At 70.5% G+C, this 20,832-nt stretch carries 18 protein-coding genes; 13 read left to right on the forward strand and 5 right to left on the reverse strand.

Annotated features, from left to right (window positions below):
- The first annotated feature begins 32 nt into the window (after positions 1-32).
- The 4 genes from KNO15_RS17020 to KNO15_RS17035 all read left to right on the forward strand — a co-directional run bounded on the left by KNO15_RS17020 (position 33) and on the right by KNO15_RS17035 (position 5,476).
- On the forward strand, positions 33-2,396 hold the full coding sequence (locus tag KNO15_RS17020) for a glycoside hydrolase family 5 protein (RefSeq protein ID WP_241704993.1): 2,364 nt from the start codon (positions 33-35) through the stop codon (positions 2,394-2,396).
- Between the two features lie 307 nt (positions 2,397-2,703).
- The gene (locus KNO15_RS17025) at positions 2,704-3,303 is read left to right on the forward strand and encodes a TetR/AcrR family transcriptional regulator (RefSeq protein ID WP_241704994.1); all 600 of its coding nucleotides are present in this window, start codon (positions 2,704-2,706) and stop codon (positions 3,301-3,303) included.
- A 46-nt stretch (positions 3,304-3,349) separates the two neighbouring features.
- Entirely contained in the window at positions 3,350-4,990 is a 1,641-nt protein-coding gene (locus KNO15_RS17030; protein ID WP_241704995.1) for an MDR family MFS transporter, read from the forward strand.
- Positions 4,991-5,185: 195 nt separating this feature from the next.
- Positions 5,186-5,476, forward strand: a complete 291-nt coding sequence (locus tag KNO15_RS17035; protein ID WP_241704996.1) for a hypothetical protein — start codon at positions 5,186-5,188, stop codon at positions 5,474-5,476.
- 19 nt (positions 5,477-5,495) lie between these two features.
- Here the strand turns inward: KNO15_RS17035 and KNO15_RS17040 are convergent, their stop codons facing one another.
- Genes KNO15_RS17040 through KNO15_RS17055 form a run of 4 tightly spaced genes read right to left on the reverse strand, consistent with a single transcriptional unit; the run spans position 5,496 to position 8,922 of the window.
- On the reverse strand, positions 5,496-5,789 hold the full coding sequence (locus tag KNO15_RS17040) for a hypothetical protein (protein WP_241704997.1): 294 nt from the start codon (positions 5,787-5,789) through the stop codon (positions 5,496-5,498).
- A 23-nt stretch (positions 5,790-5,812) separates the two neighbouring features.
- A complete protein-coding gene (locus tag KNO15_RS17045) occupies positions 5,813-6,025 on the reverse strand; it encodes a hypothetical protein (RefSeq protein ID WP_241704998.1) in 213 nt (70 codons plus the stop codon).
- A 37-nt stretch (positions 6,026-6,062) separates the two neighbouring features.
- Positions 6,063-7,415 carry a M20/M25/M40 family metallo-hydrolase gene (locus KNO15_RS17050; protein ID WP_241704999.1) on the reverse strand — a complete coding sequence of 451 codons (1,353 nt, stop codon included), beginning with the start codon at positions 7,413-7,415 and terminating at the stop codon, positions 6,063-6,065.
- A gap of 31 nt (positions 7,416-7,446) precedes the next feature.
- Complete coding sequence (locus KNO15_RS17055) at positions 7,447-8,922, reverse strand: anaerobic C4-dicarboxylate transporter family protein (protein WP_241705000.1); 1,476 nt, start codon at positions 8,920-8,922, stop codon at positions 7,447-7,449.
- Positions 8,923-9,082: 160 nt separating this feature from the next.
- On the opposite strand from KNO15_RS17055, the gene KNO15_RS17060 reads away from it, so the two are divergent.
- Entirely contained in the window at positions 9,083-9,478 is a 396-nt protein-coding gene (locus KNO15_RS17060; protein ID WP_241705001.1) for an SHOCT domain-containing protein, read from the forward strand.
- Positions 9,479-9,623: 145 nt separating this feature from the next.
- On the opposite strand, the gene KNO15_RS17065 is transcribed toward KNO15_RS17060, so the two are convergent.
- Complete coding sequence (locus tag KNO15_RS17065; RefSeq protein ID WP_241705002.1) at positions 9,624-10,304, reverse strand: TetR/AcrR family transcriptional regulator; 681 nt, start codon at positions 10,302-10,304, stop codon at positions 9,624-9,626.
- A gap of 107 nt (positions 10,305-10,411) precedes the next feature.
- On the opposite strand from KNO15_RS17065, the gene KNO15_RS17070 reads away from it, so the two are divergent.
- From KNO15_RS17070 to KNO15_RS17105, 8 genes are all read left to right on the forward strand, one after another.
- On the forward strand, positions 10,412-12,112 hold the full coding sequence (locus tag KNO15_RS17070) for an amidohydrolase (RefSeq protein ID WP_241705003.1): 1,701 nt from the start codon (positions 10,412-10,414) through the stop codon (positions 12,110-12,112).
- A 54-nt stretch (positions 12,113-12,166) separates the two neighbouring features.
- A complete protein-coding gene (locus tag KNO15_RS17075; RefSeq protein WP_241705004.1) occupies positions 12,167-13,816 on the forward strand; it encodes an ABC transporter substrate-binding protein in 1,650 nt (549 codons plus the stop codon).
- Entirely contained in the window at positions 13,803-14,771 is a 969-nt protein-coding gene (locus KNO15_RS17080; RefSeq protein ID WP_241705005.1) for an ABC transporter permease, read from the forward strand. The genes KNO15_RS17075 and KNO15_RS17080 overlap by 14 nt, the downstream gene beginning before the upstream one ends.
- The gene (locus tag KNO15_RS17085) at positions 14,768-15,634 is read left to right on the forward strand and encodes an ABC transporter permease (RefSeq protein ID WP_241705006.1); all 867 of its coding nucleotides are present in this window, start codon (positions 14,768-14,770) and stop codon (positions 15,632-15,634) included. The genes KNO15_RS17080 and KNO15_RS17085 overlap by 4 nt, the downstream gene beginning before the upstream one ends.
- Positions 15,631-17,295: a dipeptide ABC transporter ATP-binding protein gene (locus KNO15_RS17090; RefSeq protein ID WP_241705007.1), complete on the forward strand. Its 1,665-nt coding sequence runs from the start codon at positions 15,631-15,633 to the stop codon at positions 17,293-17,295. Before KNO15_RS17085 ends, KNO15_RS17090 begins: the two co-directional genes overlap by 4 nt.
- Before the next feature lie 56 nt (positions 17,296-17,351).
- On the forward strand, positions 17,352-18,773 hold the full coding sequence (locus KNO15_RS17095) for an NAD(P)/FAD-dependent oxidoreductase (RefSeq protein ID WP_241705008.1): 1,422 nt from the start codon (positions 17,352-17,354) through the stop codon (positions 18,771-18,773).
- Between the two features lie 109 nt (positions 18,774-18,882).
- Positions 18,883-20,250: an NAD-dependent succinate-semialdehyde dehydrogenase gene (locus KNO15_RS17100; protein ID WP_241705009.1), complete on the forward strand. Its 1,368-nt coding sequence runs from the start codon at positions 18,883-18,885 to the stop codon at positions 20,248-20,250.
- A gap of 132 nt (positions 20,251-20,382) precedes the next feature.
- Positions 20,383-20,814 carry a hypothetical protein gene (locus tag KNO15_RS17105; protein WP_241705010.1) on the forward strand — a complete coding sequence of 144 codons (432 nt, stop codon included), beginning with the start codon at positions 20,383-20,385 and terminating at the stop codon, positions 20,812-20,814.
- The last annotated feature ends 18 nt before the right edge of the window (positions 20,815-20,832 follow it).

Genomic DNA, 20,832 nt, shown 5'->3' on the forward strand with positions numbered 1-20,832 from the left:
CGGCCCCCAGCCCGTTGTCACGATGGAGTGTCATGAAGTCGGTCCGCCGTCCTCTCGTCGCGGTGTCCGCCGTCCTGGTCCTGGTCGTCGTCCAGGCGGTCGCCGACCCGACCGGGCTGCTCGCGCTGGTCGGCTGGTCGGGCGCCGTGCCGACGCTCGCGGCAGGCGGTTGGTCGTTCGCTCCCTACCTGGTCGGCTTTCCCGTGCTGCTCGGGATGGTGTGGTGGGTGACGGTGCGCGCGGGCGAACGGTACTGGACGCTCGTGACCGGCGTGGTGCTGGCCGTCCTGGTGGCGCAGGCGCTGTCCTGTCTGGTGATGACGTGGAACCTGGCGGTGAGCGCGTGGGCGGCGGGCTATGTGACCGCCAAGGCGGTCCCGGCCGCCCTGATCGTGGCGGCTGTCGCACGTTGGTTCGGCGGGCCGACCCGTCGGGAGACGCACCGGTGCGGTCCGCCGTGGATCCCGGCCGCGCTCTTCGCCGCCGCTGCGCCGCTGCTGGCGGGCGAGTGGTGGACGAGCGCCGCGTACGCTCCAGGCGTCCCGGTCGCCCGGCCCGACCGCGGGCCGGCCTCGGTGATCGTCGCCGTGCTGCTGATCGGGCTCGCCACCGTCGTGTGCCTGCGCTGGATGCGGCGACGCGTCCCCGGCGTCCTGGGCGGCTGGCTCGCCGCACTCGTGGCGGGAGGCCTGGTCGGCTTCGTGCAGGCGGTCGTCGCGTTCGCGGTCGACGGCGGGCTCAGCGGTGACCTCTGGCCGGCGATGGCGGCGTACGTGGCGGTCGCGGACGGTCTCTCGTTCGGCGCGTGCGTCGGCTGGATCGTCGGCGTCGGCGCAGTGGTCGTCGAGCGCATCCCCGCCGCCGGCCGTGTTCGCGTCGCGCGGCTGTCGGCGGCGACCATCGTGGTGGTCGCCGTGGTGGTGGCGCTCGGGGTGCCGGCGATCGCGCCGGCGTCGGCGGCGGACTCGTCGGCCACCGCATCCGGCAGCGCGGGCGCCGCCGACGCCGCGCCCGCCGGTTTCCTCCGCGCCTCCGGAACGGCCATCACCGACGGCCGTGGTGACCAGGTGCTGCTGCGCGGCGTCAACGTCAACCAGCTCGTCGACTTCTACCAGCCGAAGACCGGGCTCGCCGCGACGCGTCCCCTGACGGAGGCCGATTTCGCCGGGATCGCGGCGCGGGGCTTCGACGTGGTGCGCCTCAACCTCTCGTGGTCGGCGTTGGAGCCGACCAGGGGCACGCTCTCACCGAGCTACCTGGCGGCGGTGAAGGAGGCCGTGGGCTGGGCGCGCCAGCACGGCATCTACGTCGTGCTCGACATGCACCAGGACGGCTGGTGGAAGGGCGCGACGCCGGCGGGCACCGACTGCCGGGCGGGCACCGATCCGATGTGGGGCTACGACGGCGCCCCCGCCTGGGCGACGATCACCGACGGCGCACCGCGCTGCCAGTTCACCGGGCGGGACATCTCGCCGGCCGGCGACCGCGCGTTCCAGAACTTCTACTTCGACACCTCCGGTGTGCAGTCGGCGCTCGTGGCGACCTGGGGGAGGCTGGCGAGAGTCTTCCGCGACGAGCCGACGGTCGCCGGGTACGACCTCCTCAACGAGCCGGGATTCGGGGAGACCGCTCCCGTGACGACGTCGTACCTGCTCGGCCGGTTCTACGACCGCGCGATCGGCGCGATCCGCGCCGCCGGGTCGCGGCAGATCGTGGTCGTCGAGCCGAGCATCCTCTGGTCGGGGCTCGGCTTCGACACCGGCCCGGCTCCCGGGTTCACGACGGACGGGAACATCGTGTTCTCGCCGCACCTGTACGCCGAGTCGATCACGATGGACCGCTCGCTCGGCCTCCCGCCGATCGTCGGGCTGGAGCGGCAGTTCACGCTCGCCCAGCGCGTCGCGGCCGAGTACGACGCGCCGCTGTGGTCGGGGGAGTACGGCTACTGGGGCGATACCGCGGACGTCGACGCACGACTCGCCCGCTACGCGAAAGCCGAGGACGCGAACCGGCTGGGCAGCGCGTACTGGGTGTGGAAGCAGGCGTGCGGCGACCCGCAGAACGGCATCGGCCCGACGGGCAACGGGCTGCAGGTGCAGAACTGCGCGACGGGAGGGGACGCGGCACCGCGCACCGACCTGCTCGCGATCCTGAGTCGCGCGTACCCGCGCTCGGCGCCCGGAACCCTCAGCGTGCTGAGCGCGAAAGGCCCCGACCTGCTCCTCGTCGGCAGCACGGCGCAAGACAGTTGCGGGCTGGAGGTGTGGGTGCCCGGCGCGACGATGCCGACTGTGCACTCCACCGGTGTGACGGCGCTCGCGACCGTGGCGGCCTCCGGAGGCTGGCTCATCACCGGCTGCGCCTCCGGCCGCTACACGCTCAACACCAGTACCTGAGGGGCGCGCTCGCGCGTCGGGTCCGCGCTCCTCGCGTTAGTCGTCGCGGCGGTTCCGACGGAACAGCGGGCTCACCAGGGCGACCGCGAAGACTCCGACGAGGAGGAATAGGAGTAAGAAGAGCGAGCCGAGAATCGTCCCAGTGAAATCCACAATTTCTATTGTAGGCGACTCTGGCGAGGGGCACGTCGTTGTCCCCTTCGGCACTCGAATGGGGCGACAACGTGCCCTTCGCGCTCGTCGTCGCGCGCTCACATTGCACTTTCAGGTACACAGTGCAAAGTTGCACTTCGTGAGTGAGAGTGCAATGTCTACCCGCGAGCGGCGCAAGGCCGAGACCGCGCAGGGGCTGAAGGACGCCGCCCGTCGGCTCACCATCGCCCACGGCCTCACCGGCTTCACGATCGAGGAGCTCTGCGAGGAGGTCGGCGTCTCCCGCCGCACGTTCTTCAACTACTTCGCCTCCAAAGAGAACGCCGTCATCGGCGTCCCCGTCGATCTCGACGAGTCCGGTGCCGCGGAGCGGTTCGCCGCAGCCGGCGCCCGCGGCGTCGCGCATCTCGTCGACGACCTGGTCGCGCTGCACCTCGAGCGCTGGTCGTTCGGGGGCATCACGGCAGCGGAGGTCGCCCAGATCATCCAGGCCTTCGAGCGTGAGCCGCGGCTCATCGGGCACATGCTCCAGCTGGCGGGCGAGAGCGAGCGTGGCGACATCGAGCTCGTGGAGCGCAGGGAGGGGCTGGCCGCCGGCGACCTCCGGGCCGCGGCGGCCGTGCAACTCGTGGGCGCGATCATGCGCGCGAGCGCCGAGCAGTACTTCAAGCCCGATTCCGGCGGGGCCGAGCCTGCCGACGACCTCCCCACGATCGTGCACCGCCGCCTCGAGGTCGTGCGCGAGCTCTTCTAGACATCACCGCATCAGCAGACACACGAAACGCCACCGAACGGAGACCATGACCACCGCGACCGCGCCGGCCCCGATGCTGCTCACCAAGCGCCGCATCTGGATCATCTTCAGCGCCCTCATCGCAGGGATGCTGCTCTCGAGCCTCGACCAGACCATCGTCTCGACCGCCATGCCGACCATCGTCGGCGACCTCGGCGGCGTCTCGCACCAGGTCTGGATCACCACGGCGTACATCCTCGCCACCACCATCGTCATGCCGGTGTACGGCAAGCTCGGCGACGTCCTCGGCAGACGATGGCTGTTCATCGCCGCCATCGCGATCTTCACCGCGGCCTCCGTCGGCTGCGCCTTCGCCGGCGACTTCTGGACCTTCGTCGTCTTCCGCGCCCTGCAGGGCCTCGGCGGCGGCGGTCTGATGATCCTGTCGCAGGCGATCATCGCCGACATCGTCCCGGCCAACGAGCGCGGCAAGTACCTCGGGCCGCTCGGCGCGATCTTCGGCCTCTCGGCCGTCGCCGGCCCGCTGCTCGGCGGCTTCTTCGTCGACCACCTCACCTGGCAGTGGGCGTTCTACATCAACATCCCGGTCGGGATCGCCGCGCTCGTCATCGCGATCTTCGCCCTCACGCTGCCGACCAAGAAGGCGACGCAACCGATCGACATCCTGGGCATCGTGTTCCTCTCGATCGCGACGACCTGCCTGATCTTCTTCACCGACTTCGGCGGTGACAAGGCCTACGGCTGGGGTTCGCTCGCGACGTGGGCGTGGGGAGCTGGGATGCTGGCGGCGGCCGTCGCCTTCGTGATCGCGGAGGCCAAGGCCAAGGACCCGATCATCCCGCTGAGCCTGTTCAAGAACCCGATCTTCATCAACGCGACGGCGATCGGCCTCGCGCTCGGCATCGGGATGTTCGCCGCGATCGGCTTCGTGCCGACCTTCCTGCAGATGTCGTCCGGCACCTCGGCGGCGGCCTCCGGCCTGCTGATGATCCCGATGATGGTCGGCCTGATCGGTACGTCGATCCTGTCGGGCGCCCTGATCACCCGCACCGGCCGGTACCGGTTGTTCCCGATCCTCGGCACGGTCATCACGGGGATCGCGATGGTGTGCATGACCACGCTCGCCGCCTCCACGCCCATCTGGCTGATCTGCGTGTACCTGTTCGTGTTCGGCGCCGGCCTCGGGCTGATCATGCAGGTCGTCGTGCTGGTGGTGCAGAACGCGGTCCCCGCCGCGCAGCTCGGCACCGCGACCTCCACGAACAACTACTTCCGCGAGGTGGGCGCCGCGCTCGGCACAGCGGTCTTCGGCACGCTGTTCACCACGCGGCTCACCGACAACCTGACGGCGGTGTTCACCAAGGCCGGCGCCTCGGCGTCCGACGCGGCGGGCGCCACGTCCACCCTCAGCCCCGAGGCCCTCAACAAGCTCCCGGAGGCCGTGCACACCGGGGTCGTGAACGCCTACGCCGACGCCCTCGCCCCGGTGTTCTGGTATCTGCTCCCGTTCATCGCTGTCGCGTTCCTGCTGGCGCTGTTCCTCAAGCAGATCCCGCTGTCCGACGAGTCGGGCCTGGTGGCCCGCGGCGAGGCGATCAGCGGTGAGGAGGCCGAACGGCTGGAGGCCGAGCAGCGGGGACGCAAGCGCAACCCCGACGCCGACCTCCTCGACTCCTCACTCCCGTAGGCCCGACCTCGAAGGGCACGTCGTTGTCGCTTTCGCCCGCGAAAGGCGACAACGACGTGCCCCTCGGCAGACAACGGGCGGCTGTGCGCGGGCGTTCTCGGATTGTTCCCCTTGCCGCGCGCCGGGACCCTGGTGCATCATGCGCCACAAGGGCACCCCCGTTCGGGTGTCAGCGACGACGTGCGGGGGTCGGCCATGCCAGCGATGGAGCCGAGCGGCGCGCACGGGACCTTCGTGGCGGTGTTCCTCTACCCCGAGGAGACCAGCGAGAGCTTCAGCAAGCGCCTGCCCATCGTCGGTGCCGGACCTCCCGCGGTGATCCGCGCCGCGGCCGCCTTCGAGGGCGCCGCCGCGGTCGACGTCTTCCGGCTCGTCGACGCCAGCGCGTGGCCGGAGGCGGCCGCGTACCTCTACTCCGGGACCGAGCCGCGGACCCTGGCCGACGGCGACGATGTCGTCCAGCAGATCTCGACGCCGGACGACTGATGTCCGGCTGCCGAGGCCCCTACCGCGGCGTGTACTCGTACACCACGGCCGACCAGTGGTTGTCGATCTCGTCCCACGCCGCGTCGTCCATGTAGGCGAGCCGGAACTGCAGGTTCAGGATCGGCCCGAGCACGTCGAGCACGTCCGGGCGGAACGGCGTCTCCGGTGCCAGCCCCAGCCCGAAGCCGTGGATGATGCTGTCGTCCGCCGCGCGCAGCCAGACACCCCAGCCGCGTTCGACCGGCATCGCCACGACGCGGAACACGTGGGCAGGGTCGTAGTCGGCGGGGAGCGCGTCGGGCAGATCGGCCATCGTCCCACGCTACAGCGCGCCGCCTAGACGGGCGAGTGCGCTGCCGCCTCCGCCTGCCGCTCCCGCGCGCGCCGCACGTCCGCGACGACGGCGCAGGCGGTCGCAGCAGCGGCCGCGAGCACGACCACGACGGCGTCGACGACGCGGATCGCGCTGAGCGCGGGGCCGGGCGCGGTCGCCAAGGCGACGAGCGCGATCACCGCGACCGCTCCGGCGAATCTGGCGAGCTCCCGCATCAGCCGCCCGTTGCCCTTGGCCCTGCGCCGTCCGCAGCTACATCGCCGTGGCGAGCTTCTGGATGAACAGCGTCTGGGTCACGATCAGCCGCTCGATCTCGGCGGGGTCGACCGATTCGTCGGAGGCGTGGATGCGCGACTGCTTGGTGTCCTCCGCGCCCCAGAGCAGGATCGCCGCGCCGGGGGACACCTTCTTCAGCGACGCGACGAGCGGGATCGAGGCGCCGCTGCCGATCGACTCGACCGGTCGTCCGTACGCCGTCCGCATCGCGTCCCTGGCCGCGGGGATGGCCGGGTGGGTCTCGTCCACCCGGAACGCGTGGCCGACCTTCACCTTCTCGACCTCCACGATGCAGTTCCACGGTCGTTGCGCCCGCAGGTGCGCCATCAGGGCCTCCAGCTGCGCGTCCCCGTCGGAGCCGGGGATGATGCGCATCGAGAGCTTCGCCGTGACGGACGGCAGGAGGACGTTCGACGCCTCGACCGTGTTCGGGAGGTCCATCCCGAGCACGGTCACCGACGGCTTCATCCAGATGCGGTCGGCCAAAGAGCCGGTGCCCAGGAAGTCGACACCGGGGAGGATGGCCGACCCTTCCCGGTACACCGGCTCGTCCATCGCCGCTCCGTCCCAGCCGCCAGAGTCAACGCCGGGGATGACCGTGTCCCCGTGCTCGTCGTGCAGCGTGTCGAGGATGCGGATCATCGCGGTCATCGCGTCGGGGGCGGCCCCGCCGAACTCGCCGGAGTGCACCGGGTTCGCGAGCGTGCGCACCGTGACGGTGCACGCCACGTCGCCGCGCAGCGCGACCGTGAGGCCGGGGCGCCCGACCTCCTGGCCGCCGATGTCGGCGATCACGGCGGCATCGCAGGCGAACAGCGCGGGATTGGCCTCCACGAACGCCTCCAGGTGCGAGATCGTCTCCTCCTCGCCCTCCGACAGCAGGATCACCCGGCACGGCCGGTCGGCGCCGAGCAGCTTCAGCGTCGCGTAGTTGGCGACGAGGCCGGAGATGTCGTCGGCGGCGCCGCGCCCGTAGATGCGGCCGTCGTCCTTGCGGGTCGGCTCCCACGGATCGCTGGACCAGCCTTGGCTCTGGGCCGCCGGCTGCACGTCGTAGTGGGCGTAGAGCAGCACGGTGGGGGCGCCGTCGGGGCCGGGCAGGTCGGCGTAGACGCACGGGTAGCCTCCCGGTACGTCGAGCAGACGCACGCCCTCGGCGCCCGCCGCAGCGTACAGGTCCACGACGGCACGGCCCATGCGGTGCACGGGTTCGGGGTCGAAGCCGGGGAACGCCACGGACGGGATGCGGACGAGCGCGTCGAGGTGCTCGAGCACCTCGGGCATGAGGGCCTTCGCTCCGGCGGCGATGTCGGATGCGGTGTCGGTCATTGTTCGATTCCTCCGGATTCCGGTTCCGCGGTCAGTGGATGATCAGCTGGATGAGCAGGCCCGACGCGACGACGGCGACCCACGAGACCAGCATCGGGATGGTGAACGAGTGCCACACGGGCACCTGCGTCAGCTTCGTCGAGCCCGTCCTGTCGGTCTCGACCGACGCGATCTGGGACCCGTTGGCCGGGAACAGCCAGACGCCGATCAGCGACGGCCACATCGCCGTGACGACCCCGGGCGCCAGACCGGCACTCAACGCGATCGGGATGAGGGTGTTCGTCGTCGCCGACTGACTGGTCGTCAGGCCGGCGACTATGAACAGCGCGACCGCGAGCAGCAGCGGGTTCGTCTTGATGAGCTCGCCCAACGGCTGGATGATCGTCTCCTGGTTGGCGGAGATGAAGGTGTCGGCCATCCAGGCGATGCCGAAGAGGGCGACGGCGGCGACGTAGCCCGCGCGCAGCAGCGGCTGCTCGACGACCAGCGACGGCTTCACCCGTCGCACCAGGATGATGACCAGCGCGACGGTGAACATCACCATCTCGATGACGGTCGCCATCGGGATCGGCTCCGGCTTGCCCTCCGCGTCGGGGAACGCCGGCCGCAGCGAGGGGAAAAGTCCGAGCAGCACGACGAGCAGGGTGCCCGCGACGAAGATCCACGCGGAGACCGCGCCTCCCGGCGGCACGGGGTGCTCGATGGCGGACGCCTCCTCCTTGGTGAGCCGTCCCGCTCCGCGCGGCGGCTTGGTGGCGACCGCGGTCGCCGGCACTCCGGTCTCCGAGCCGTCGCCCGTCGCGGCCATGGCGGGGGCGGCGAGCCCCATCTGCTGGTCGTAGCGTGCCTGCAGGGCGGCGGGGACCTGCACGGTCCCATCCTCCACCCGCTTGAGGAAGACCGGGTCGTGGAGCAGCTCCTTGCCGATGCGCTGCTGGACGAACGACGTGACGACGCAGGCGACGATCGCCGAGGGGACGGTGATGGCCAGCACCTGGGGGAGTCCGAAGCCCTTCGCCTCCATCAGCACCAGGTAGGCCGCCATCGCCGCGGACACCGGGCTCGCGGTGATGCCGAGCCCCGACGTGACCGTGGAGGCCGCGAGCGCCCGCTCGGGTCGCTGGCCGTTGCGATAGGCGGTCTCGTAGATCACCGGGATGAGGGCGAAGAAGATGTTGGAGGTGCCGGACAGCACCGTGAAGACGAACGCGACGAGGGGCGCGACGTAAGTGAGCCGCCGCGGGTTGGCCTGGATGATCTTCGACGCGATCGAGACCAGGTAGTCGATGCCGCCCGCGGCCTGCATCGCGCTCGACGCCGTGATGACCGCGATGATGATGAAGAACGCGTCGATCGGCGGCGAGCCCGGCGGCAGGCGGAACACGAACACGAGGATCGCGGTCCCGACCACCCCCCACAATCCGAGGCCGAGCCCGCCCGTGCGCACCCCGAGCACGATGGCGCCGACGACGACGCAGGCCTGAATGACGACCAGAGCGATCTCCATGGTCGACCTCCCCCCATTCGGCCATAGGATGCATCACCCGTCGCGCGATGGGGAGAGGTGAATCGCCACGGAACCGCAACGCTTCGCACGTCGAAGGATTCGGGTGTAGCCACAGTGCCGTGCGGCGAGATACATTCCGGTCGCCGGCAGTGTGCCGGTCATGACGGGGAGGACGATCATGAACAGCTTCTGGAGCATCGTCTGGTGGTTCTTCTGGTGCTTCGCGTTCATCGCGTACTTGTTCGCGCTGTTCGCGATCATCGGCGACCTGTTCCGCGACCGCGCGCTCAACGGCTGGTGGAAGGCGGTGTGGATCATCTTCCTGATCTTCCTGCCGTTCCTCACTGCGTTGGTCTACCTGATCGCCCGTGGCCGCGGCATGGCGGAGCGGAGCGCGAGGGCGGCCGCAGACACGCAGGCCGTCGTCGACGCGCACATCCGCGAGGTCGCGTCGTCGAGCCCGGCCGACGAGATCGCGAAGGCGCAGCAGCTGCTGGCCTCCGGCACCATCACCCAGCAGGAGTTCGACCATCTGAAGGCGCGCGCCCTCAGCTGAGCGTGACGGGCACCGACCTCGGGTGCCGCAGCATCCAACCCCTGCGCCGCGGCACCCGGATCTGCGCTCTCGGTCGCGCGATGAGCACGACCTCGCCGGCGCAGAACCGCCTGATCGCCGGCGTCGATGCCGGAACGCGCGAGCACTACCGGGCGGCCGCCGCCCGCTCCGCGGAGTCGAGGATGGCGTCGACGCCCATCCGGAAGATGTCTTCGTCGCGCAGGTCGCGCAGTTCGGCGGCCACCGAGGCGATGTGGGAGTGGGTGAGCGGGTCGACCAGGAGCGGGCCCTCGAACCACGCGTTGCTGGCGCGGGTCTCGCCGTCGCTGCTGCCGGCGACGGTGCGGCCGCGCGCGATGCCGGCGGCCTCCGACAGCACATAGGACGCGAACAGGGCGTAGTGGCGCACGAGGTCGGAGCCGCTGAGGCCGGCTTCGGTGAAGGCGGCGAGGATGTACTCGATCGTCGCGAGCTCCGCCGGGCCGTTGGTGGTGAGCACCGTGGCCTCCAGTGCGATCGCCGGGTAGAGGACGAACGTGTCGAGCGTCGAGCGGGAGAGCGTGCGGAGTCGATCGCTCCACTCGCCGTCCGCCGCTGAGACTTCGGCGAGCGCGATCCCCTGCACCTCGTCGAGCAGCGCGCGCATGAGGTCGTCCTTGGCGCGGAAGTGGCGGTAGACGGCGGTCGGGTCGACGCCGAGGGCGCTTCCGAGCGCGCGGATGGAGATCGCGGAGGTGCGCGGCCCTGCCGCGATCTCGAGCCCCGCCCTCACGATCGTCGCGCGGTCGAGGCGCTTCGAGTGGTCGTGCGTCATCGCTTCAGTCACGATCCAACGATAGTGGATGTCAACAGTGCTGTCAGCACTGTTGACATCACCGTTCGATTCGTCTTAGCATCGGCTCGATCCACTCGACGACGAAGGGAATCGGCACGATGGCCGACGCAGCAGTGAACCGGGCAGACGACCGGGCGGACGTGATTCTGACCGGAGGCAGGGTCTTCACGGGGGCGGGGCGGCCGGTGACCGGCCAGGCCGTGCTGATCGCCGACGGGCGGATCCTCGACATCGTGCCGCAGGCGTCGGTGGAGGCCCACCGTGGCCCTGCGACCGAAGTGATCGACCTGAACGGCGCCCTTCTCAGCCCGGGATTCCAGGACGCCCACATCCACCCCGTGGGCGGTGGCGTCGAGCTGCTGCAGTGCTCCCTGGCCGACTCCGCCGACGCGGCCGAGACGGTGCAGCGCGTGGCCGCGTACGCGGCGGCCAACCCCGAGGGCTGGATCCTCGGCGGCGGCTGGTCGATGGATCACTTCCCCGGCGGGGCTCCCACGCGCGGCCTGCTCGACGCCGTCGTCGGCGACCGCCCGGTACTGGTCGCCAGCCGCGACCACCACAGCGTCTGGGCGAGCACGGCGGCGATCCGGCTCGCCGGTCTGGACGCCCGAACGCCCGACCCGGTCGACGGCCGCATCGAGCGGGAGGCAGACGGCTTCCCGGCCGGCACGTTCCACGAGGGCGCCGGCGACCTGTTCGACGGCGTCAAGCCGGAGATCGACGACGAGCTCGCCTACGCCGGCCTGCTCCGCGCACAGTCTGAGCTGCTCGCGCTCGGCATCACCGGATGGCAGGACGCGATGATCGGCACGGTCGCCACGATGCCGCCGAACCTCCCCGCCTACCGGCGTGCGCTGCAGGAGGACACCCTCATCGCGCACGTCCGCGGCGCCCAGTGGTGGGTGCGCGACGCCGACGCCGAGCAGATCGCCGGGATGGTCGAGCGGCGCGACGAGTTCCGGCGGCTCGGCGACTACCGGTTCGACCTCGGAACCGTCAAGATCATGGTCGACGGCGTCGCCGAGAACTTCACGGCGGCGATGAAGTCGCCCTACCTCGACGCGCACGGGCACGAGACGGACAACGCCGGGCTGTCGTTCATCGACCCGGAGCGCCTCACCGCGTACGTCGCCGAGCTCGACCGACTCGGCTTCCAGGTGCACTTCCACGCCCTCGGCGACCGCGCCGTGCAGGAGGCCCTCGACGCCGTCGAAGCGGCGCGCGCGGCCAACGGTGCCGGCGATGGCCGCCACCACCTCGCGCACCTCCAGGTCGTGTCGGAGGAGGACGCCGCGCGCTTCGCCGAACTCGGCGCCGTCGCGAACCTGCAGGCGCTCTGGGCCTGCCACGAGACACAGCTCGACGAGCTGACCCTGCCGTTCCTCCACGACGAGCTGGAGGCCAGGCAGTATCCGTTCGGCGACCTCGTGCGGGCGGGTGCCCGACTGGCCGCCGGCAGCGACTGGCCGGTGTCGAGCGCCGACCCGCTCGCCGCCATCCACATCGCCGTCAACCGGGTCTCCCCGGGGTCGACCGACGCTCCGCTCGGGGGAGCGCAGCAGCGGCTGGACCTGGAGACCGCGTTCGCCGCCTACACCTCCGGCTCGGCGTACGTGAACCACCGCGACCACGACACCGGCACGATCGCCGCCGGCTACCGTGCCGACCTCGTCGTGATCGAACCCGATCCGTTCACGCTTCCGGTCGACCGCATCCACGAGAGCACCGTCGTCTCGACCTGGGTCGGCGGAGTGCCCGTGTACGTCCGCGACGCCGCCCCCGTGCCGGCGACGGCCTGACCCATCCACCCCGCACACCCTCATCCACAGCGCACCACAGGAGGATTCACGAAAATGCCTCGACACCGCACCCGACGCCGTCTCGTCCTCACGACGGCGGCCGTCCTCGCCTCGAGCCTCGCGCTCGCCGCGTGCTCTCCCACCGGCTCCGGCTCCTCCTCGACGGGCGCGCATCCGTCGTTCCAGCTGACGGCGCAGACCCCCGCGCCCTCCGGAGACATCGACTCGTACACCTGGGTCTCGTACTCGGAGCCCTACTCCCTCGACTACGCGTACGCGTTCGACTACTCCGACAACCAGGTGCTCTCGAACGTCTGCGAGTCGATGCTGCGCCTCAATCCGGACTACACGATCACGCCGGGGCTCGCCGAGTCGTACACCAACCCGACCCCGACCACGTGGGTCTACGAGATGCGACCGGGCGTCACCTTCCACGACGGGACCCCGATGACCGCCGCCGACGCCGTCGCCTCGATGCGCCGACACCTCGACCCGGCCGTCGGGTCCTCGTGGTTCTCCGTCTACCAGAACGTCGCGTCCATCGACCAGACCGGGCCGATGGAGGTCACGGTCACGCTGACCAAGCCCGACTCGCAGTTCAACCTCGGCATCAGCGGCGCCGCCGGAGTCGTCGAGTCCGCGGCGACGCTCGCGGCGAAAGGCAAGAACTACGGCAACTCGACAGGACTGGTCAACTGCACGGGACCGTTCGCGCTGACCTCCTGGAAGTCGGGCGAGTCGGTGACGCTGACCCGGTACGACAAGTACTGGGACCCGAAGCTGAAGGCCAAGGCCGGCACCGTCAAGATCCTGTTCATGACCGACCCGAACGCGCGCGTGAACGCCCTGACCTCCGGCCAGGTCGACGGCGGCTGGATGGTGCCGACCGAGGCCGTCACCAAGCTCGGCAGCTCCGATGCCGGCAAGCTGTACTTCGGCCTCAATACCGCGGTCGGCAGTCTGATCGTGGGCAACCTCAAGGGTGTGCTCGGCGACCTGAACGTGCGCAAGGCGCTGCTGATGGCGATCGACCGACAGGGCGTCGTCGATGCCGCGGTCAAGGGCTACGGCTCGGTCACGAACGCGCTCACCACCGAGTCGGTCTGGGGCCAGGCGTCCGACGCCACCAGGAAGCAGGCCTTCAGCGGTCTCGAGCCGTACAGGTACGACGTCGCCGCCGCGAAGAAGCTCGTCGAGAAGGCCGGCGCGACCGGCAAGACGATCACCATCCGCACCGCGCCGATGGGGGCCGACTTCAGCGTGGTCGCCCAGGCCACGGCCGCTGCGGCGGAGTCGATCGGCCTGAAGGCCAAGATCCAGACGATGACGCCGGACTCGTACACCACCCTGTTCTCCGACCCGACGGCGCGCCAGGGCGTCGACCTCTTCTACACCTCCTGGTACCTCTCGACGCCCGACCCGCTGGAGATGTACGGCGTGCTGCGTACCGGCCAGTTCAGCAACTACGGCAACTGGTCCGATCCGAGCTTCGACGCCCTCGTCGACCAGGCGGTCGCGATCGCCGACCCGAAGGCGCGTGCAGAGAAGTCGGCCGAGCTGCAGAAGATCGCGAACCAGCAGCTGCCCTGGCTGCCGCTCTTCCAAGGCCCGATGACCGTGTTCGTCGGCAAGAAGATCACCGGTGTCGCCCCGTCCGTCGCATTCCTCTACTACCCGTGGGCGGCCACGATTGGCGCACGGTAGGGCGGCAGCGCGGCGGGTCGCGGGCAAACTCGGCTCGCTCCTGCTGACGCTGTTCCTCGCCTCGCTGCTGGTCTTCTTCTCCCGCTTCCTGGTTCCGGGGAACCCGGTGAGCTTCCTCCTCCGGGGACGCAAGCCGTCCCCGGAGGCGGTGGCCCAGGTCACCGCGGAGTTCGGCCTCAACCTGCCACCGTGGCAGCAGTACCTGAACTGGCTCGGGGGGATGCTGCACGGCGACTTCGGCCGGTCGCTGCAATACCGCCAGTCCGTGGCCACGGTGATCGGCGACCGGCTCCCGGTGACCCTCGGGCTCGTCGTGATGGCCGGCCTGATGATCACCGTGGTCGGTCTGATCGCCGGAACGGTCGCCGCCCTCAACCACGGCAGGATCGCCGACCGGGCGACGCTGACGCTGCTGACCGTGCTGGGTGCCATCCCCTCGTTCGTCGGATCGATCGTCCTGATCTCGCTCTTCGCCGTGCAGCTCGGCTGGTTCCCGGCCTTCGGGTCGGGCAGCGGGTTCCTCGACATGACCTACCACCTGGTGCTGCCCTCGATCGCGCTGGCGATCGTCTTCGTGGTCCTGATCGGAAAGGTGACGCGCATGTCCATGGTCGAGCAGCTCGGCCGGGAGCACGTGGAGGTCGCGACCAGTCGCGGTCTCGGGCGGGCGACGGTCGTGCGGCGGCACGTGTTCCGCAACGCGGTCGGCCCGATCCTGACGGTGAGCGGAATGCTCGTCGCCGGCCTGCTGGTGGCGACCTCCATCGTCGAGTCGGCGTTCGGCATCGCCGGGATCGGCTCGCTGCTCGTGCAGTCGGTCGACCGGCTCGACTTCCCCGTCGTGCAGGCGATCGTGCTGCTGGTGGTCACGGCGTTCATCGTGGTGAACGCGATCGTCGATCTGCTGGAGCCGGTCATCGATCCGCGCGCAGCGGCGGGGGAGGCCGGACGATGAGCGCACCCACCCCGACCCTCGCCCTGAAGGTGATGCGCTCCACGGTCCGCCGGCCTGCCCGGCTCGGTTTCACCGTCGCCATCGTCGTGCTCGCGGTGATCGCGCTCGCTGCCGTGTTCGCCCCGTTCATCGCTCCGTACGACCCGGACCACGTCGACTTCTCGGCCGTGTACGCGAGCCCGAGTCCCGCGCACTGGCTGGGCGCCGACGCCCTCGGTCGGGACACCCTGAGCCGGATGATCTTCGGCGCGCGCACTGCGTTGCTCGGCCCACTGCTGGTCGTCATCGCCTCCACCCTGCTGGGCATCGTGCTCGGGCTCGTCGCCGGCTGGCGGGGAGGCTGGCTCGACGCCACGCTGGCGCGCATCTTCGATGTGCTGTTCGCCTTCCCGTCGCTGCTGATCGCGATCATGGCCGTCGCCCTGTTCGGCAAGGGGCTGGTCGCCCCGGTGATCGCCATGAGCATCGCGTACTCGCCGTTCGTCGCCCGCCTCACCCGCCAGCTGGTGGCGACGGAACGCTCCCGGCCCTACGTCTCGGCGTACCGGGTGCAGGGCTTCGCGGGATCGTGGATCGCCGTGCGCCGCGTGCTCCCGAACGTCGCGCCCACCGTCGGCGCGCAGTCCACGCTGAACTTCGGCTACGTGCTCGCCGAGCTCGCCGGGCTCTCGTTCCTCGGTCTCGGTGTGCAGGCCCCGGTCGCCGACTGGGGCGCGATGATCAACGAGGCGCAGGCCGGGATCGCCGGCGGCTACTTCCTGCCCGCGATCGTCCCCGCCGTCGCGGTCGTGATCGTGGTCGTCGCCGTGAACGTGATCGGCGAGGAGCTCTCTGACCGCATCGGTGGAAGGACGCCGGCATGATCACCACGTTCCCGGCCCGCTCGGCCGGTCCCCTGCTCGAGATCTCGGGGCTGAAGCTCGACCTCCCCGCGCCGAAGCACGGCACCGGCCGGCGGCTGCTGCACGGCATCGACCTCACGGTGGCCGACGGCGAGACCGTCGGGCTCGTGGGGGAGTCCGGCTCCGGCAAGTCGCTGACCGCTCGCGCGGTGCTCGGCCTGCTGCCCGACCGTGCGGAGACCTCCGGTTCCGTGCTGCTGGACGGCACGAACGTGCTCACGGCCGACCGTGCCCGGCTGAGGCGGCTGCGGCTCTCCACCGCGGCGATGATCTTCCAGGACCCGCGTGCAGGCATCAACCCGATGCGCACGATCGGCGACCACCTCACCGAAGCGCTGCGGCTCGGCGAGGGCCGGCCGGCGGCCGAGGCGCGGGCGCGGGCGGTCGAGCTGCTGGCGGCGGTGCACCTGCCGCACCCGGAGGAGCACCTGCGGCAGTACCCGCACGAGTTCTCGGGCGGGATGCTGCAGCGCGTGATGATCGCCGGCGCCCTGGCGGGCTCACCGAAGCTTCTCGTCTGCGACGAGCCGACGACGGCGCTCGACGTGACGACGCAGGCGCAGATCCTCGACGTGCTCGCCGAGCAGCGCGAGCAGCGGGCGATGGGGATGCTGTTCATCACACACGACCTGACGCTGGCTGCGGCGTTCTGCGACCGTGTCTACGTGATGCGCGAGGGCACCGTCGTCGAGCACGGTGCGGCCTCCCGCGTGCTGCGCCGGCCGACCGACCCGTACACCCAGCGGTTGGTCGCGGCGACGCCGACGATCGAGGTCACCGGTGACGAGCCGCGGGAGCGGGCGGTGCTCGACGGGGGCGGCGGCGAGCACACCCCCGTGCTCGATGTGCACGACCTCGCCAAGACGTACCAGCTCCGCGGTCGCGGGCCGTTGCGGGCCGTCGCCGGCGCGACCATCGCGATCCCGGCCGGCGAGGCGCTCGGGGTCGTGGGGGAGTCCGGGTCGGGCAAGTCGACGCTGGCGCGCATGATCGTCGGTCTGGAGCAGCCGGACTCGGGCACGGTGTCGATCGACGGCGCCGTGCAGTCCGGGAGGCCGCGCACCCGCACCGAGCGCCTCCGACACGCGCGCCGCATCCAGATGGTGTTCCAGGACCCGTACCTGTCGCTCGACCCGCGCATGAGCGTGGGCCGTGCGGTGGAGGACGCCCTGCGCCTCCACCATCCCGGCATCGGTGCGGCAGACGCCCGCGCCCAGGTGCTCGTGCTGCTCGGCCAGGTGGGACTCGTCGAGGCGCACGCGCAGGCGCTGCCGCGGACGCTGTCCGGCGGCCAGCGGCAGCGGGTGGCGATCGCGCGGGCACTCGCCATCGAACCGGCCGTGCTCGTGATGGACGAGGCCACCAGCGCGCTCGATGTCTCGGTGCAGGCGCAGGTGCTCGACCTCGTGTCCGACATCCGGCGTGACCGCGGACTGACCGTGCTGTTCATCAGCCACAACCTCGGCGTCGTGCGGACGGTCTGCGAGAGGACCGTCGTGATGCGCTCCGGCGAGATCGTCGAGAGCGGCCGCACCGTCGACCTGCTGTCGAACCCCCAGCACGAGTACACGCGCCTCCTGCTCGACTCGGTGCCGCGCGCCGAGCCCGACCGGGTGGCGTGAGTGCGCTCCGACCCGCACCGTCTCTCCCCGCTCTCCCCTCTCTGACAAGGAACCCCATGCCCCACACGACCGTCTTCGAGCGGCACGCCCCGTCCCCGTCCGCGATCGCACACCTCCTGGAGGGCAGCGAGCACGGCTCCTTCTGGATCGCCGACGCCCCGAGCGCGCGGCGCCCCGCGATCGAGGAGCCCCTGCGCGCCGACCTCGCTGTCGTGGGCGGCGGCTACCTCGGCCTGTGGACGGCTCTGCTGGCCAAGCAGCAGAACCCGGGCGGGCGGGTCGTGCTGCTGGAGGCCGAGCGCATCGGCTGGGCGGCCTCGGGGCGCAACGGCGGCTTCTGCGAGGCGAGCCTCACGCACGGCGAGGTCAACGGACGCGGGCGGTTCCCGAAGGAGTTCGACCGCCTCCAGCAGCTCGGCCGCGAGAACCTCGACGAGATCGAGCGCACCCTCGCCGAGCTGAACGTGGACGCCGACTTCCAGCGCACCGGCGTGCTGAACGTCGCGGTCGAGCCGCACCAGGTGGCCTGGGCCCGGGAGGCCGCAGCCGAGGGCGACGGGGACTTCCTGGACGAGGCCGCGGTGCGCGCGGAGGTCGACTCGCCCACCTACCTCGCGGGCGTCTGGAACCGCCGCGACGCCGCCCTCGTGCACCCGGCGAAGCTGGCGCGGGGGCTCGCCGAGGCGTGCGAGGCGCTCGGCGTCGAGGTCTACGAAGGCTCGCCCGTCGGCGGCGTGCAGACGGACGGCTCCGGCCCTGTGCGGCTGCCGGTGAACGGCACGGTCGTCACCGCCGACCGCGTGGTGCTCGCGACCAACGTGTTCCCCGCGCTGCTCAAGCGCAACCGGCTGATGACCGTGCCGGTCTACGACTACGTGCTGATGACCGAGCCGCTCACAGCCTCCCAGCTCGCCGACATCGGCTGGGAGAACCGGCAGGGACTCGCCGACATGGGCAACCAGTTCCACTACTACCGGCTCTCGCAGGACGACCGGCTGCTGTTCGGCGGCTACGACGCCGTGTACCACTACGGCCGCAAGGTCGAGCCGGCCTACGAGGAGCGGCGGGCGACGTTCGAGCGGCTCGCGGGCCATCTGCTGACGACATTCCCGCAGCTGGAGGGCATCCGGGCGACCCACCGCTGGGCCGGCGCCATCGACACCTGCAGCCGGTTCTGCGCGTTCTACGGCACAGCGCGCAGGGGCCGCGTCGCCTACGCGAGCGGGTTCACCGGTCTCGGCGTCGGCAGCACCCGGTTCGCCGCACGGGTGCTGCTCGACCTCCTGGCGGGCGCACCGACCGAGCTGACCGAGCTGAAGATGGTCCGCAGCAAGCCGACGCCGTTCCCGCCGGAGCCGCTGGCGAGCACCGGCATCAACCTGAGCAGGTGGGCGCTGAACCGCGCCGACCACAACGAAGGGCGCAGGAACGTCCTCCAGAAGACCCTCGATGCGGTCGGGCTCGGCTTCGACTCGTAGCGCGCGGCGCGGCGGACCCGTAGGGTCTTTACCGAGGGCCACTGCGTGGGCCTTCGCCGCCACGATCATCCAGGGCCACGACCCCGTCACTGTAGGAATAAGGAGCAACATGAGCTACGCCGTGACCAATCCCGCCACGGGCGAGACGGTCAAGACCTTCGACACGATCACCGACGCCGGCCTCGAGGCCGCGATCGCTTCGGCCGACAACGCGTACCGCACCTGGTCGAAGACGACCACGGTCGAGGAGCGCGCGGCGCTGGTGCGCCGGGTCGGTCAGCTGCACGTCGAGCGTCGCCAGGAGCTGGCCGACATCATCGTCCGCGAAATGGGCAAGCCGGTCGAGCAGGCGCTGGGCGAGGTCGACTTCGCCGGTGCGATCTACGAGTACTACGCGGACAACGCGTCGGAGTTCCTGAAGGACGAGCCGATCCGACTGCTCGACGGCACCGGCTCCGCCGTCGTGCGCCGGTCGGGCCTCGGCGTGCTGCTCGGCATCATGCCGTGGAACTTCCCGTACTACCAGGTCGCGCGCTTCGCCGGGCCGAACCTGATCATCGGCAACACCATCCTGCTCAAGCACGCCGAGCAGTGCCCGGAGTCGGCCGCGGCCATCGAGAGGATGTTCCTCGACGCGGGCTTCCCCGAGGGCGCCTACGTCAACATCTACGCGTCGCACGACCAGATCGAGACGGTCATCGCCGACCCGCGGGTGCAGGGCGTGTCGCTCACCGGCTCCGAGCGCGCCGGCGCGAAGGTCGCCGAGATCGCCGGCCGCAACCTCAAGAAGGTCGTGCTGGAGCTGGGCGGGTCCGACCCGTTCATCCTGCTGTCCACCGACGACCTCGACGCGACCGTGCAGAACGCGGTCGATGCGCGCCTCGACAACAGCGGCCAGTCGTGCAACGCGGCCAAGCGCTTCGTCGTCGCCGATGAGCTGTACGACTCGTTCCTGGCCAAGTTCACCGCCAAGCTCGCCGAGGTGGAGGCCAGCGACCCGACGAGCGAGAGCTCGGCACTGGGCCCGCTGTCGTCGCTGAAGGCGGCGGAGGGTCTCGACGACCAGGTGCGGCGCGCCGTCGCCGCCGGTGCGACGCTGGTGCGCGGTGGCGGCCGCAACGGCGCGTTCTTCGAGACCACCGTGCTGACCGACGTCACGCCGGAGAACCCGGCCTCCAAGGAGGAGTTCTTCGGACCGGTCGCGCAGGTCTTCCGCGCGAAGGACGAGGCCGACGCGGTGCGCATCGCGAACGACACCCCGTTCGGTCTCGGCTCGTACCTCTACACCACCGACCCCGCCCAGGCCGACCGGGTCGCCGACCAGATCGAGGCCGGAATGGTCTTCGTCAACGTCGTGCTCGCCGACGGCGCGGAGCTGCCCTTCGGCGGCGTGAAGCGCTCCGGATCCGGCCGCGAACTCGGCCGCTTCGGCGCCGACGAGTTCGTCAACAAGAAGCTCATCCGCATCGGCGGCTGAGTCTCCTGTTCATCGGCGGCCGGTCGATCCTCTCCTCGGGAGGATCGGCCGGCCGCCGTCGATTCAGTGCTGCGCCTCTCTCGCCCGTTGCGCCTACGCGTCGCGACTCCCTCTGGTCGATATGAATAGCTCATGGATTTCAGCACCTTCGTTCCCGATGTCTTGAGCAATCTCGTCAGCGCAGCAATCGCGTCGGCTGCGGTCGCCGTGCTGTGGCCGTCCCGTCATCAGATCCTGGCGTGGCTGCGTGCACCGTTTCGGGTCAAGGATGTCGGCCTCTACCTTTCTTCCGACGGAGGCCAATGGAACATCCAGGTGCCCAAGAAATCGGTCCCGGACGTGCGATGGCGACTCCGGGATCACCACTTGACCCCCACGTACGAGACGACCTCGGACGACTACACTGACGCGTTCCGAATGAGATTTGCCGCCTATGACCAGAGTTACGCGGACGACGTCCTCGACATCAGAGCAGACCTCGAGAGGCGTCGAATCAGCATGTACGTGATCGGCGATGTCAGCGGGCCGCCGACGACCCGCGAGGTCGATGAAGAGTTCAGCTGAGCCGCACCGTTGGAACTC

This window comes from Leifsonia shinshuensis (assembly GCF_022606355.1).
Taxonomy (GTDB): Bacteria; Actinomycetota; Actinomycetes; order Actinomycetales; family Microbacteriaceae; genus Leifsonia; species Leifsonia shinshuensis_B.